This window comes from Citrobacter sp. SX206 (assembly GCF_024181025.1).
GTDB lineage: Bacteria > Pseudomonadota > Gammaproteobacteria > Enterobacterales > Enterobacteriaceae > Citrobacter > Citrobacter youngae.
In genome coordinates this window covers 3,005,114-3,019,504 of sequence record NZ_CP049738.1, presented here as the reverse complement: position 1 = coordinate 3,019,504, position 14,391 = coordinate 3,005,114, and the positions used below count along the sequence as shown (strand labels likewise).

Genomic DNA, 14,391 nt, shown 5'->3' with positions numbered 1-14,391 from the left:
CGAAGGATCGCCAATGGCAAGTGTGCAGGAAAAACAATTGCGGTGGTACAACATCGCATTGATGTCTTTTATTACCGTATGGGGATTCGGCAACGTTGTAAACAACTATGCTAATCAGGGATTGGTGGTTGTTTCTTCATGGATATTTATTTTCGCCCTCTATTTTATCCCTTATGCACTGATTGTCGGACAACTTGGCTCCACGTTTAAAGACGGTAAGGGTGGGGTTAGTACATGGATTAAACACACAATGGGACCGGGACTGGCTTATCTCGCAGCGTGGACCTATTGGGTGGTGCATATCCCTTATCTGGCGCAAAAGCCACAGGCTATTCTGATTGCGCTGGGATGGGCTCTGAAAGGCGATGGTTCGCTGATTAAAGAGTATACCGTGGTGGCGTTGCAGGGGCTGACGTTAGCGCTGTTTGTCTTTTTCATGTGGGTTGCATCCCGTGGCATGAAATCGCTTAAAATCGTTGGATCGGTTGCGGGGATCGCGATGTTTGTGATGTCCATTCTGTATGTCGTAATGGCCGTCACCGCCCCGGCGATTACTGATGTGCAAATCGCCACAACCAATATCACCTGGGAATCTTTTATCCCGCACATCGATTTTACCTATATCACAACGATCTCGATGCTGGTCTTTGCGGTCGGTGGCGCGGAGAAAATCTCTCCATACGTTAACCAGACGCGTAACCCTGGCAAAGAGTTCCCGAAAGGGATGTTAGTTCTGGCGGTTATGGTGGCGGTGTGCGCGATCCTGGGTTCTCTGGCAATGGGGATGATGTTTGACTCTCAGCATATTCCTGATGACTTAATGACTAATGGCCAGTATTACGCTTTCCAGAAACTCGGGGAGTATTACGGCATGGGTAACACATTGATGGTTATTTATGCAGTTGCCAACACGTTAGGTCAAATTGCGGCTTTGGTGTTTTCTATTGATGCTCCGCTTAAAGTTTTACTGGGCGATGCTGATCGCAAATATATCCCTGAAAGCCTGTGTAAAACCAATGCCTCTGGTACACCGGTGAATGGCTATATTCTGACACTGGTGCTGGTGGCCATTTTGATTATGTTGCCAACGCTGGGTATCGGAGACATGAACAATTTGTATAAATGGCTACTGAATTTGAATTCAGTGGTGATGCCTCTGCGCTATCTGTGGGTGTTTGTGGCATTTATTGCCGTTATTCGTTTGGCGCAGAAATATAAACCGGAATATGTCTTCATTCGTAACCGCTCTCTGGCGATGACGGTGGGAATTTGGTGTTTTGCGTTTACTGCGTTTGCTTGCATCACGGGGATCTTTCCGAAAATGGAAGCCTTTACTCCAGAGTGGACATTCCAGCTCACGTTGAACATTGTGACGCCGTTTGTGCTGGTTGGGCTGGGATTGATTTTCCCGCTGCTGGCAAGAAGAGGGCGTTAAGGGGAAATGTGGTGGGTAACAGGCTCGTTACCCACCACAAAGCTTAGTACATCACTTTGTGACCATACTGCTCAAGGATACCTTTCACGCGCTCCATGGTCTCTTTTTTCGGCGGCTTCACGCCGTCGAGTTTGTACTCTTCACCCATTGCCACCCATTTGTGTTTGCCAAGTTCGTGGTATGGCAGCAGTTCAATTTTTTCGACATTGCCCATATCACGGGTAAACTCGCCCAAACGGTGTGCTGAATCATCATCATCGGACCAGCCAGGCACGACAACGTAGCGGATCCACACTTTGATGTCTTTGTTAGACAGGTAACGAGCGAACTCCAGCGTACGATGGTTAGATACGCCGACCAGGTTCTGGTGGATCTCGTCGTTCATCTGTTTCAGATCGAGCATCACCAGGTCGGTGACTTCCAGCAGTTCATCAATCACTGGATCGTAACGGCGAACAAAACCGTTAGTATCAAGACAGGTATGAATCCCTTCTTTTTTACAGGCACGGAACCAGTCACGGACGAATTCAGCCTGGAGAATGGCCTCTCCGCCGGATGCCGTTACGCCACCACCGGATGCGTTCATAAAGTGACGATAGGTCACGACTTCTTTCATTAATTCATCGACGGTGACTTCTTTACCGCCGTGCGTATCCCATGTGTCACGGTTGTGGCAGTACAGGCAGCGCATCAGGCAGCCCTGGAAGAAGGTAATAAAACGGATGCCCGGGCCATCTACAGTGCCACAGGATTCAAAGGAGTGAATGCGACCAATAACTGACATTGCGGTGTTTCTCCAGGTGTGGCCCATCCGGGGCCAGTGTTAGTGCACAGTTATTAACTGTGTCGAGTCTGTTTTGGCTGATATCCATAAGTATAGATAGCTGACAAAGCAGGCTATTAAAAAGGCCCCACTTACGTGGAGCCTTTATTGTACGCTTTTTAAAGTACGATTTCAGTCAAAACCAATTACATGGTCTGAGTGAAGGTACGAGTAATAACGTCCTGCTGCTGTTCTTTAGTCAGGGAGTTAAAACGTACTGCGTAGCCAGAAACACGGATGGTCAGCTGCGGATATTTTTCCGGATGTTCCATCGCGTCCAGCAGCATTTCACGGTTCATGACGTTCACGTTCAGGTGCTGACCACCTTCGATGGACGCTTCATGGTGGAAGTAACCATCCATCAGACCAGCCAGGTTGGTCTTACGAACTTCGTCGTCTTTACCCAGTGCGTTCGGAACGATAGAGAAGGTGTAAGAGATACCATCTTTAGCGTAAGCAAACGGCAGTTTAGCAACAGAAGTCAGAGAGGCAACGGCACCTTTCTGGTCACGACCGTGCATTGGGTTAGCACCTGGGCCGAACGGTGCGCCAGCACGGCGACCATCTGGGGTGTTACCAGTTTTCTTACCATAAACCACGTTAGAGGTGATGGTCAGAACAGACTGAGTCGGGATAGCGTTACGATAAGTAGTCAGTTTCTGAATTTTCTTCATGAAACGTTCTACCAGGTCAACCGCCATGTCATCAACGCGAGAGTCGTTGTTACCAAACTGCGGGTATTCGCCTTCGATTTCGAAGTCGATAGCCAGACCGTCTTCGTCACGAATCGGTTTAACTTTCGCATATTTGATTGCAGACAGGGAGTCAGCAGCAACGGACAGACCAGCGATACCACACGCCATGGTGCGGATAACGTCACGGTCGTGCAGCGCCATCAGAGAGGCTTCGTAGCTGTACTTGTCGTGCATGTAGTGAATAACGTTCAGTGCAGTGACGTACTGTTTAGCCAGCCAGTCCATGAAGTGATCCATGCGGTCCATAACTTCGTCGAAGTTCAGAACGTCGCCTTTGATCGGTTCAGATTTAGGACCAACCTGCATTTTCAGTTTTTCATCAACGCCACCGTTGATTGCGTACAGCATGGTTTTCGCCAGGTTTGCACGCGCACCGAAGAACTGCATTTGTTTACCAACAACCATCGGGCTTACGCAGCAAGCGATAGCGTAGTCATCGTTGTTGAAGTCCGGACGCATCAGGTCATCGTTCTCGTACTGCAGAGAAGAGGTGTCGATGGACACTTTAGCGGCGAATTTCTTGAAGTTCAGAGGCAGTTTTTCAGACCACAGAACAGTGATGTTCGGCTCCGGAGAAGGACCCATGGTGTACAGGGTGTTCAGGAAGCGGAAGCTGTTTTTGGTAACCAGAGTACGGCCATCAACGCCCATACCACCGATTGATTCAGTTGCCCAAATCGGGTCACCGGAGAACAGTTCATCATATTCAGGAGTACGCAGGAAGCGAACCATACGCAGTTTCATGACCAGGTGGTCGATCATTTCCTGTGCGTCTTGCTCGGTGATTTTGCCTGCTTTGATATCACGTTCGATGTAAGCATCCAGGAAGGTGGATACGCGACCGAAGGACATTGCTGCGCCGTTCTGAGATTTAACCGCGGCCAGGTAGCCGAAGTAAGTCCACTGGATAGCTTCCTGAGCGTTGGTAGCCGGACCAGAGATATCGCAGCCATATTTAGCAGCCATTTCTTTGATCTGACCCAGAGCGCGGTGCTGTTCAGCAATTTCTTCACGCAGACGGATAGTTGCTTCCAGGTTTACGCCATTTTCCAGATCGGACTGCAGAGAGACGAACTGAGCGTATTTGTCTTTCATCAGGTAGTCGATACCGTACAGCGCAACGCGACGGTAGTCACCGATGATACGGCCACGGCCATAGGCATCTGGCAGACCAGTCAGAACACCGGATTTACGGCAGTTCAGAATGTCTTTGGTATAAACATCGAATACACCCTGGTTGTGGGTTTTACGGTATTCGGTGAAGATTTTTTTCAGCATCGGGTCCAGTTCGCGATTGTACGCTTTGCAGGAACCTTCAACCATTTTGATACCGCCAAACGGGATAATCGCACGTTTCAGCGGAGCTTCAGTTTGCAGACCAACAATTTTCTCAAGTGCTTTGTTGATGTAGCCAGCGTCGTGAGAAGTGATGGTAGAAGCAACGGAGGTGTCAAAGTCAACAGGCGCGTGAGTGCGGTTTTCCTGTTTAACGCCTTCCATTACGCTGTCCCACAGTGCAGTGGTCGCTTCAGTTGCGCCAGCCAGGAAGGACTCGTCACCCTCATACGGAGTGTAGTTTTTCTGAATGAAGTCACGGACGTTTACTTCATTCTGCCAATCACCTTTGGTAAAACCTTCCCAGGCTGTGGCTAACTTTTCATTAAGCTCGGACATGTAACACCTACCTTCTTAAGTGGATTTTTTATTTACTGCGTGTAATGAGCATCAACAGATTAATGATGATCGTTACCACGCAGGTAAATGACCCAGTATGTCAACCCGACCAACAAACCGCCGCCGATAATGTTACCGATCGTAACCGGAATCAGGTTATCGGTGATGAAATTCATCACGGTCAGGTGAGAAAAATTCTCCGGAGAAGAACCGACAGCGGTCCAGAATTCCGGGGTGGCGAAATCGCGTATTACGATACCCATAGGGATCATAAACATGTTTGCGATACTGTGCTCAAAACCGCTGGCAACAAACATTGCGACCGGTAATACCATGATAAACGCTTTGTCCATCAGGCTGCGGCCAGAGTAGCTCATCCATACCGCCAGGCACACCATTAGGTTAGCCAGAATACCAAGGCTTACAGCTTCAACAAAAGTATGGTGCACTTTGTGGTCGGCAGTTTGCAGGACGTTGAGTCCCCACGCGCCGTTGGCGGTCATATACTCGCCAGAAAGCCACATGAGTAACACAAAAATCAGCGCACCAATCAGGTTACCGACATAAACGTTAAGCCAGTTCTTCGCTAACTGACCCCAGGTAATACGACCACTGGCTTTAGCGACGACAATCAGTACGGTTGAAGTGAAGAGGTCAGCGCCGCAGACAACGCAAAGGATCAGCCCCAGGGAAAAGCAGATACCACCCACCAGCTTTGCCATGCCGAAAGGCATTGTGCCGGTACCGGTTGTGGCAGTGATATAGAAAACAAAGGCAATTGAAATGAACACACCGGCAGTAATTGCCAGATAGAACGTCTTAAGCGGATGTTTCGTTGCTTTATAGACGCCTGCTTCTTCGGCAACTTTGGCCATAGCAGCAGGAAGTATAAGATCAAAAGGGTTGTCAGCTTTCACACTAACTCTCTCTTTATTAAGTCGGCGACGAGATACTAACAAAGCATTATAGATGAGAATTTGATATAGATCATATCTCGCCTGGCTTATAGGCCCGTAAGACGCATGGTTTTTATGCAATTACGGTGTAACTTGTTGATTATCCATGTAAAAATAAATTTTAAAAATTATAAAGTGAGTTGAAATTTTTCTTTATACCTCCAGTCGGACGGTTAATTAAAATGGAGTAATTGAGATAAATAGCGATATTAATAAACCAAAAATTTTAATATCAACTACTAATATTTAACCTTGTTTTTACATTTATTTTTGAGTACACAAAAATAAAAAAACAGGGCGCTTAGAGCGCCCCGTAATATAGCCCAGACAATACGTTTAGCCTACTCAACGCGGGCTGTTTGCCACTATTTTGACCAGTGTGCTGCTTTCGCGCGTTGCAGCTTCTCATAGGCTTTCAGCAGAGACTGATGTGCCGGGAAAGCCCGCAGATCGCTATCAACCGTTTGTAATCCGTAGAATGGCGCTTCTCCGCTCATTGCTGCACTTGCTGCTTCAACTGCCTCTGCACCGTACATACGAACAAATGCGTTAAGATACTGCAGCGGCTGACGATCTTCTTCCTGAGAGAGCAGCAGCAGAGTTTGCAGGCAACGGTAATAGTTTGCGCGTTCAGCACTAAAGACGGATGCATTAAATTCCATTGTCCATTCCGTCCAGATCAGTGCCTGCTCAAGGTCACCGCCCGCCAGAGCCAGCATTACTTTGAGCTCGCCAATGCGCAGGGTATACCAGCCATTATCTGCACCGGTCGCCAAACCCAGCAGCTCACGTACGCGAGTGAAGTCGTCAAATCCTTCTTCATCCAGCTGTGCGAGCAGGTTGAGGTAGTCATCTTTTTCCCATTCGCTGCCTGGCAGAGAGAGAATGGTCTCACGCAGGTGCGCTCCCATGCTGTTGTTGGCTAACCACAAATCTTCTGCAGGGTAGATGTCAGACATGCCCGGGACGATAATGCGGCAAGCGTAAACGCTCAGATGCTCGTAGTCGGCTATGTAGACTTCCTTATCTTCCGCTTTGAAGATGGCCATCAGGGTTGCGAACTCTTCTTCCGTTGTGCCGGAGAAATTCCAGTCAACGAACGGGTAATCGGCATCTTGCTTGAACAGATCCCAGGAGATCAGACCGCTGGAATCGATGAAGTGCGTTTCGAGGTTAGTGTGCTCAGCCACTTCTTCATCGTCGAAGGTTGGGGGAGTGAAGACATCAAGATCTTTCAGGCCACGGCCCTGCAACAGTTCAGTGACGGTACGCTCCAGTGCAACACCGAAATCCGGGTGCGCGCCGAAAGAGGCAAAACAGGTACCGTTAGCAGGGTTGAACAGTACAACGCAGATAACCGGGTATTTGCCGCCCAGCGAGCCGTCGTATGCGAAGATTGGGAATCCTTCGGCTTCCAGCTTTGCAATGGATTCAACGACTGCCGGGTAACGCGCCATCACTTCGGCCGGAATTTCCGGCAGGCTGATGCTTTCCGCGATAATGCGGTTTTTCACATAGCGCTCAAAAACTTCAGACAGCCCCTGAACGCGGGCTTCATTCGGTGTGTTACCCGCAGACATACCGTTAGATACGTACAGATTACCGATAATGTTCATCGGAATGTAAACGGTCTGATTATCTGACTGACGGGTAAACGGCAGGCCGCAAACGCCGCGTTCTTCATTGCCGGATTGTAGATCGATAAGCATGCTACCGGTCAGTTCATTGTCTGGATCGTAGAATGCACGCAGACGCGCATCCAGCAAACCTTCAGGTACGTCATCATCTTCTGTCAGTGGGAACCATTTTTCGTTCGGGTAATGTACGAACGGGCCGTTAGCGATGGTGTCGCCCAGCCAGAAATCCGCAAAGAAGTAATTCGTGGACAGACGCTCAAAATATTCGCCCAGTGCGGAGGCCAGCGCCGCTTTTTTCGTCGCACCTTTACCGTTGGTAAAGCACAGCGCGCATTCTTTGTCGCGAATATGCACAGACCAGACGTTAGGAACGGGATTCAACCACGAGGCTTCTTCAATTTGAAAACCGAGGTCGAGTAATTTTTGCTGGAAGCGAGCGATGGAATCTTCCAGTGCGGCATCTTTGCCGGGGATAAATGTTTGCGTCATGAAAATCACTTTTGTCGTACGGAAAGCGCGCAATGATACGGGTTTTCAATGAATGGCGCTATCGCCGCCCGAGCCTCGGCGTAAATAAAGCATTTGATTCACACCGTAGCGTGTTCAGTCGAATGTCTGCGGACTATCTGCTGAAGGGAAGGGGGCTTCTTTCTTTATATATCTCTGCGCTATGCAAAACCAGAATGGTCGAAGGTTGGCTGGGCCAAATGCGCCTCCTGATAGCGAAAATCTCGGTTTTTATCCGTCAATCCGATAGATTCTTTTGTGTGATGCACCGCTCATTTTTGCCCTGGCCAGTTTTACCCATTGCGGCGCGTGTCACTGAATGATAAAACCGATATCCACAGGAATAACTTATACCCAATGTCTGTCACAGGAATTATCGTAAACGACAGGATGTTGATCGGATAACAACACAACGTGGTGAGGGGAAATGGCTCAGGTCTTTAATTTTAGTTCAGGTCCGGCAATGCTACCGGCAGAAGTACTTAAACTGGCTCAACAGGATCTTCGCGACTGGAACGGTCTTGGCACGTCGGTGATGGAAATTAGCCACCGTGGCAAAGAGTTCATCCAGGTCGCAGAGGAAGCGGAGCAGGATTTTCGCGATCTTCTCAGTATCCCCTCCAACTATAAAGTGTTGTTCTGTCATGGCGGTGGCCGTGGGCAGTTTGCGGGTATCCCATTAAATATTCTGGGTGACAAAACCACGGCGGATTACGTCGATGCCGGTTACTGGGCCGCCAGTGCAATTAAAGAAGCGAAAAAGTACTGCACGCCAAATGTTATCGACGCCAAAGTCACCGTTGACGGACTGCGTGCTGTTAAACCGATGAGTGAATGGCAGCTTTCTGACAATGCGGCGTATCTGCACTATTGTCCGAACGAAACCATCGACGGTATCGCGATTGATGAAACGCCGAATTTTGCCAGCAACGTGGTGGTTACGGCGGATCTGTCCTCGACCATTCTTTCCGCACCGCTTGACGTTAGTCGTTATGGCGTAATTTACGCCGGGGCGCAGAAAAACATCGGCCCGGCCGGGCTGACCATTGTCATCGTACGTGAAGATTTGCTGGGTAAGGCCCATATGTCCTGCCCGTCAATCCTCGACTATACCGTGCTGAATGACAACGACTCCATGTTCAATACGCCACCGACCTTTGCCTGGTATCTGTCTGGCCTGGTTTTTAAATGGCTGAAAGAGCAGGGCGGTGTTAACGCGATGGATAAAATTAACCAGCAAAAAGCGGAACTGTTGTACGGCGTGATTGATAACAGCGATTTCTACCGCAACGATGTGGCGAAATCGAACCGTTCACGCATGAACGTCCCGTTCCAGTTGGCTGACAGCGCGCTGGATAAACTTTTCCTGGAAGAGTCGTTTGCTGCCGGTCTGCATGCACTGAAGGGACATCGTGTAGTTGGCGGAATGCGGGCTTCAATCTATAACGCTATGCCGCTGGAAGGCGTAAAAGCACTGACCGATTTCATGGTCGATTTCGAGCGCCGCCGCGGCTAATCTGCTGTACTTTTCATCCCCACAGCCAGCCTGTGGGGTTTTTCTGTCTGTTTTTGAGAGTTGAGTTTCATGGAATCCCTGACGTTACAACCCATTGCGCGGGTGGATGGCACCATCAATCTGCCTGGATCCAAAAGTGTTTCTAACCGCGCTTTGCTGCTGGCTGCATTAGCAAATGGCACCACTGTCCTGACCAACCTGCTGGACAGCGATGATGTCCGCCATATGCTTAATGCTCTGAATGCGTTAGGGATTAGCTATACCCTTTCTGCCGATCGCACGCGTTGCGAGATAATCGGTAACGGCGGCACGCTGCATGCAGAAGGCGCTGTAGAGCTGTTCCTTGGCAATGCCGGAACCGCAATGCGCCCGCTGGCCGCAGCGCTGTGCCTGGGCAGCAATGACATCGTGCTGACGGGCGAACCGCGCATGAAAGAGCGCCCGATTGGTCATCTGGTTGATGCGTTACGCCAGGGCGGAGCCAACATTGAATACCTGGAGCAGGAAAATTATCCGCCTCTACGTCTGCGCGGTGGTTTCACCGGAGGGCAAGTTGAGGTAGACGGCAGCGTATCCAGCCAGTTCCTCACTGCATTGCTGATGACTGCGCCGCTGGCGCCGCAGGACACGACGATCGCCATTAAAGGTGAGCTGGTATCCAAACCTTACATTGATATCACACTGAACCTGATGAAAACGTTTGGTGTTGAAATTGAGAATCAGAACTACCAGCGCTTTGTCGTGCAGGGCAACCAACAGTACCAGTCTCCGGGCGCCTATCTGGTAGAAGGCGACGCTTCATCGGCCTCGTATTTTCTTGCGGCTGGCGCGATCAAAGGCGGTACGGTGAAGGTTACCGGGATTGGGCGTCATAGCATGCAGGGTGATATTCGCTTTGCTGATGTGCTGGAAAAAATGGGCGCGACCGTGACATGGGGCGATGATTTTATTGCCTGTACTCGCGGTGAGTTGAACGCTGTCGATATGGACATGAACCATATTCCTGATGCGGCAATGACCATTGCGACCGCCGCGTTGTTTGCAAAGGGCACAACGACTTTACGGAACATTTACAACTGGCGCGTCAAAGAGACCGACCGTCTGTTTGCGATGGCAACGGAGTTGCGGAAAGTGGGCGCGGAAGTTGAAGAGGGGCATGATTTTATCCGTATCACTCCACCGGTTAAGCTGCAGTTTGCGGATATTGCGACCTATAACGATCACCGTATGGCGATGTGTTTCTCGCTGGTGGCGTTGTCTGACACGCCGGTAACCATTCTGGACCCTAAATGCACCGCCAAAACCTTCCCGGATTATTTCGAACAGTTGGCCCGTATTAGTACTCCTGCCTGATCCTCACGAAACGCCGGTCCCTGGACTGGCGTTTTGGTGTCCGTAACCGCACTGTTTTTACGCTTACAACTAATGCTAATTTGTTGATGATTTAACTTATTTATTTGTTTTTATTATAAATATCATCGGAAGATTAGCATGAAAAATAAATCACTCTTTTTGGCGTTGGCGGTTTCCGCTACGTTGTTGGCAGGTTGTAAAAATGGCGTAAATGGCGACCTTGTTGCCAGTTCCGGTATGGCGGCTTATAAAGCTGCGACGCTTTCCGACGCTGATGTCAAATCTCTCTCTAACAGTTCATGTAAGCAGATGGATAGCGAAAACCAGCTAGCGGGCGCAAAAAGCAAATACACTAAGCGTCTGAATAAAATTGCGAAAGCGTTGGGTAATAACATTGATGGAACGCCGGTCAACTATAAGGTTTATATGACCAGTGATATCAATGCCTGGGCAATGGCGAATGGATGCGTACGTGTTTATTCGGGTTTGATGGACCAGATGACCGACAATGAGATTGAAGGTGTGCTGGGTCATGAGTTGGGCCATGTTTCTTTAGGACACTCACGTAAAGCAATGCAGACTGCGTATGCCACACTCGCTGCGCGCGATGCTATTTCTGCGACCAGCGGCGTCGCTTCTCAGCTTTCCCAGTCTCAGTTGGGCGATCTGGCGGAAGGTGTGATTAACTCAGCGTTCTCCCGTAGCCAGGAATCGGATGCGGATGACTTTTCCTATGATTTGCTGAAAAAACGCGGTATTGACCGTCAGGGGTTAGTGACTGCGTTTGATAAGTTTGCCACGATGGACGCAGGCCATGCAAAATCACTGATGGATTCTCATCCGGCATCTGACGATCGTGCTCAGCATATGCGTGAACGTATCGCTGCAGATAAAAAGTAAAACAGTGTCATCTTCCGGGCTGGTTTCTCGCCAGCCCGCTATAATTGCGCAATTCTTCCTCATATCGTTACAGACTAATCGGGTTTTTACACTCTGTGTTAACGATTATTAGCGTTGGCGCGTATAATGCGCGGCGTTCACGTTAACGTATGCCCGTTTAAGGAGAAAAAGATGACGGCAATTGCCCCGGTTATTACCATTGATGGCCCAAGTGGTGCAGGAAAAGGCACCTTGTGCAAGGCAATGGCGGAAGCATTGCAGTGGCATCTGTTAGATTCAGGCGCGATCTACCGCGTACTGGCGCTCGCAGCGTTACATCACCATGTTGATGTCACTTCTGAAGATGCTCTGGTACCGCTTGCCTCACACCTGGATGTGCGTTTTATCTCAACGGACGGCAACCTGGAAGTCATTCTGGAAGGCGAAGATGTCAGCGGCGAAATCCGCACCCAGGAAGTGGCGAATGCCGCCTCTCAGGTCGCTGCGTTTCCTCGCGTACGCGAAGCGCTGTTACGTCGCCAACGCGCGTTTCGTGAAGCGCCCGGCCTGATTGCCGACGGACGTGATATGGGCACGGTGGTGTTCCCTGATGCGCCAGTAAAAATTTTTCTGGACGCCTCCTCGCAAGAACGTGCGCATCGACGTATGCTACAGTTGCAGGAGAAAGGCTTTAGTGTTAACTTTGAACGCCTTTTGGCCGAGATCGAAGAACGTGATTACCGCGATCGTAACCGTGCTGTAGCGCCGCTGGTTCCCGCTGCTGATGCTTTAGTTTTAGATTCAACCCGATTAAGCATTGAGCAAGTGATTGAAAAAGCGTTACAATACGCGCGCCAAAAACTGGCTCTCGCATAAGTGCGACCGAATTTGCAGTACCCCCGTTGCAATGGATTGACAGCGGGTATGTTAAACAACCCCATCCGGCATGGAGCCAGGTGGACGTTAAATATGAAACCTGAAGATTAAACATGACTGAATCTTTTGCTCAACTGTTTGAAGAATCCTTAAAAGAAATCGAAACCCGCCCGGGTTCCATCGTTCGTGGTGTTGTTGTTGCTATCGACAAAGACGTAGTACTGGTTGACGCCGGTCTGAAATCTGAGTCCGCCATTCCGGCAGAGCAGTTCAAAAACGCCCAGGGCGAGCTGGAAATCCAGGTTGGTGACGAAGTTGACGTTGCTCTGGATGCAGTAGAAGACGGCTTCGGTGAAACCCTGCTGTCCCGTGAAAAAGCTAAACGTCACGAAGCTTGGATCACGCTGGAAAAAGCTTACGAAGAAGCTGCAACCGTTACTGGTGTTATCAATGGCAAAGTCAAGGGTGGCTTCACTGTTGAGCTGAATGGTATTCGCGCGTTCCTGCCGGGTTCCCTGGTAGACGTTCGTCCGGTCCGCGACACGCTGCACCTGGAAGGCAAAGAGCTTGAATTCAAAGTAATCAAGCTGGATCAGAAGCGTAACAACGTTGTTGTTTCCCGTCGTGCCGTTATCGAATCCGAAAACAGCGCAGAACGCGATCAGCTGCTGGAAAACCTGCAGGAAGGCATGGAAGTTAAAGGTATCGTTAAGAACCTCACTGACTACGGTGCATTCGTTGATCTGGGTGGCGTTGACGGCCTGCTGCACATCACCGACATGGCATGGAAACGCGTTAAGCATCCGAGCGAAATCGTAAACGTTGGCGACGAAATCACTGTTAAAGTGTTGAAGTTCGACCGCGAGCGTACTCGTGTATCTCTGGGCCTGAAACAGCTGGGCGAAGATCCATGGGTAGCTATCGCTAAGCGTTATCCGGAAGGTACCAAACTGACTGGTCGCGTGACCAACCTGACCGACTACGGCTGCTTCGTTGAAATCGAAGAAGGCGTTGAAGGCCTGGTTCACGTTTCCGAAATGGATTGGACCAACAAAAACATCCACCCGTCCAAAGTTGTTAACGTTGGCGACGTAGTGGAAGTTATGGTTCTGGATATCGACGAAGAACGTCGTCGTATCTCCCTGGGTCTGAAGCAGTGCAAAAACAACCCATGGCAGCAGTTCGCGGAAACCCACAACAAGGGCGACCGTGTTGAAGGTAAAATCAAGTCTATTACTGACTTCGGTATCTTCATCGGCCTGGACGGCGGCATCGACGGCCTGGTTCACCTGTCTGACATCTCCTGGAACGTTGCAGGCGAAGAAGCAGTTCGTGAATACAAAAAAGGCGACGAAATCGCAGCAGTTGTTCTGCAGGTTGACGCAGAGCGTGAGCGTATCTCTCTGGGCGTTAAACAGCTCGCAGAAGATCCGTTCAACAACTGGGTTGCACTGAACAAGAAAGGCGCAATCGTAAACGGTAAAGTCACTGCAGTTGACGCTAAAGGCGCAACCGTAGAACTGGCTGACGGCGTTGAAGGTTACCTGCGCGCTTCTGAAGCTTCCCGCGACCGCGTTGAAGATGCAACTCTGGTTCTGAGCGTAGGCGACGACGTTGAAGCTAAATTCACCGGCGTTGATCGTAAGAACCGTGCAATCAGCCTGTCTGTTCGTGCTAAAGACGAAGCTGATGAGAAAGATGCAATCGCAACTGTTAACAAACAGGAAGATGCAAACTTCTCTAACAACGCAATGGCTGAAGCTTTCAAAGCAGCTAAAGGCGAGTAATATCGAGTACTCTATACCCGCACATGCAACTTGAAGTATGACGGGTATAAATCCTTTGTGCTGTTAACAGCACAAAGGGTGACGAGTAGCTTGACAGATTACAGGATTCGTCCTGTAATCAATGACAAAGGGCGGCTACGGCCGCCCTTAATCAATGCAGCAGCTAATTTTGCCTTTAAGGAACCGGAGGAAT

Annotated in this window: 10 protein-coding genes; 6 read left to right on the top strand and 4 right to left on the bottom strand. The window is 49.7% G+C overall.

The features are described from left to right. Nucleotides 1-13 precede the first annotated feature (13 nt). The gene (locus tag G8S19_RS14785) at nucleotides 14-1,435 is read left to right on the top strand and encodes an amino acid permease (RefSeq protein ID WP_124021524.1); all 1,422 of its coding nucleotides are present in this window, start codon (nucleotides 14-16) and stop codon (nucleotides 1,433-1,435) included. Nucleotides 1,436-1,478: 43 nt separating this feature from the next. Here the strand turns inward: G8S19_RS14785 and pflA are convergent, their stop codons facing one another. The 4 genes from pflA to ycaO form a co-directional block, all read right to left on the bottom strand. After that, nucleotides 1,479-2,219, bottom strand: a complete 741-nt coding sequence (gene pflA / locus G8S19_RS14780) for a pyruvate formate lyase 1-activating protein (RefSeq protein ID WP_003035751.1) — start codon at nucleotides 2,217-2,219, stop codon at nucleotides 1,479-1,481. Nucleotides 2,220-2,404: 185 nt separating this feature from the next. After that, nucleotides 2,405-4,687: a formate C-acetyltransferase gene (pflB, locus tag G8S19_RS14775; RefSeq protein WP_048212143.1), complete on the bottom strand. Its 2,283-nt coding sequence runs from the start codon at nucleotides 4,685-4,687 to the stop codon at nucleotides 2,405-2,407. Between the two features lie 59 nt (nucleotides 4,688-4,746). Continuing rightward, nucleotides 4,747-5,604, bottom strand: coding sequence for a formate transporter FocA (gene focA, locus G8S19_RS14770; RefSeq protein ID WP_003831909.1), 858 nt, complete (start codon nucleotides 5,602-5,604; stop codon nucleotides 4,747-4,749). A 404-nt stretch (nucleotides 5,605-6,008) separates the two neighbouring features. Beyond that, entirely contained in the window at nucleotides 6,009-7,769 is a 1,761-nt protein-coding gene (ycaO, locus tag G8S19_RS14765) for a 30S ribosomal protein S12 methylthiotransferase accessory factor YcaO (protein ID WP_124021525.1), read from the bottom strand. 445 nt (nucleotides 7,770-8,214) lie between these two features. Between ycaO and serC the strand changes: the two genes are divergently transcribed. The 5 genes from serC (at nucleotide 8,215) to rpsA (ending at nucleotide 14,198) form a co-directional block, all read left to right on the top strand. Further along, nucleotides 8,215-9,303, top strand: a complete 1,089-nt coding sequence (serC, locus tag G8S19_RS14760) for a 3-phosphoserine/phosphohydroxythreonine transaminase (protein WP_115602308.1) — start codon at nucleotides 8,215-8,217, stop codon at nucleotides 9,301-9,303. Between the two features lie 69 nt (nucleotides 9,304-9,372). After that, nucleotides 9,373-10,656 (top strand): 3-phosphoshikimate 1-carboxyvinyltransferase, encoded by a 1,284-nt coding sequence (gene aroA / locus G8S19_RS14755; protein WP_124021527.1) that lies wholly within the window; start codon nucleotides 9,373-9,375, stop codon nucleotides 10,654-10,656. Nucleotides 10,657-10,794: 138 nt separating this feature from the next. Continuing rightward, entirely contained in the window at nucleotides 10,795-11,556 is a 762-nt protein-coding gene (locus G8S19_RS14750) for a M48 family metallopeptidase (protein ID WP_048212141.1), read from the top strand. A 171-nt stretch (nucleotides 11,557-11,727) separates the two neighbouring features. Beyond that, complete coding sequence (cmk, locus tag G8S19_RS14745; protein WP_005123561.1) at nucleotides 11,728-12,411, top strand: (d)CMP kinase; 684 nt, start codon at nucleotides 11,728-11,730, stop codon at nucleotides 12,409-12,411. Between the two features lie 113 nt (nucleotides 12,412-12,524). Further along, complete coding sequence (gene rpsA / locus G8S19_RS14740) at nucleotides 12,525-14,198, top strand: 30S ribosomal protein S1 (protein ID WP_003035776.1); 1,674 nt, start codon at nucleotides 12,525-12,527, stop codon at nucleotides 14,196-14,198. Nucleotides 14,199-14,391 lie beyond the last annotated feature (193 nt).

Bases quoted from the DNA above. Each gene is read 5' to 3' on its own strand.
- rpsA (WP_003035776.1), top strand. From the start codon at position 12,525: ATGACTGAATCTTTTGCTCAACTGTTTGAAGAATCCTTAAAAGAAATC.
- ycaO (WP_124021525.1), bottom strand. From the start codon at position 7,769: ATGACGCAAACATTTATCCCCGGCAAAGATGCCGCACTGGAAGATTCC.
- serC (WP_115602308.1), top strand. From the start codon at position 8,215: ATGGCTCAGGTCTTTAATTTTAGTTCAGGTCCGGCAATGCTACCGGCA.
- aroA (WP_124021527.1), top strand. From the start codon at position 9,373: ATGGAATCCCTGACGTTACAACCCATTGCGCGGGTGGATGGCACCATC.
- G8S19_RS14785 (WP_124021524.1), top strand. From the start codon at position 14: ATGGCAAGTGTGCAGGAAAAACAATTGCGGTGGTACAACATCGCATTG.
- pflB (WP_048212143.1), bottom strand. From the start codon at position 4,687: ATGTCCGAGCTTAATGAAAAGTTAGCCACAGCCTGGGAAGGTTTTACC.
- cmk (WP_005123561.1), top strand. From the start codon at position 11,728: ATGACGGCAATTGCCCCGGTTATTACCATTGATGGCCCAAGTGGTGCA.
- pflA (WP_003035751.1), bottom strand. From the start codon at position 2,219: ATGTCAGTTATTGGTCGCATTCACTCCTTTGAATCCTGTGGCACTGTA.
- G8S19_RS14750 (WP_048212141.1), top strand. From the start codon at position 10,795: ATGAAAAATAAATCACTCTTTTTGGCGTTGGCGGTTTCCGCTACGTTG.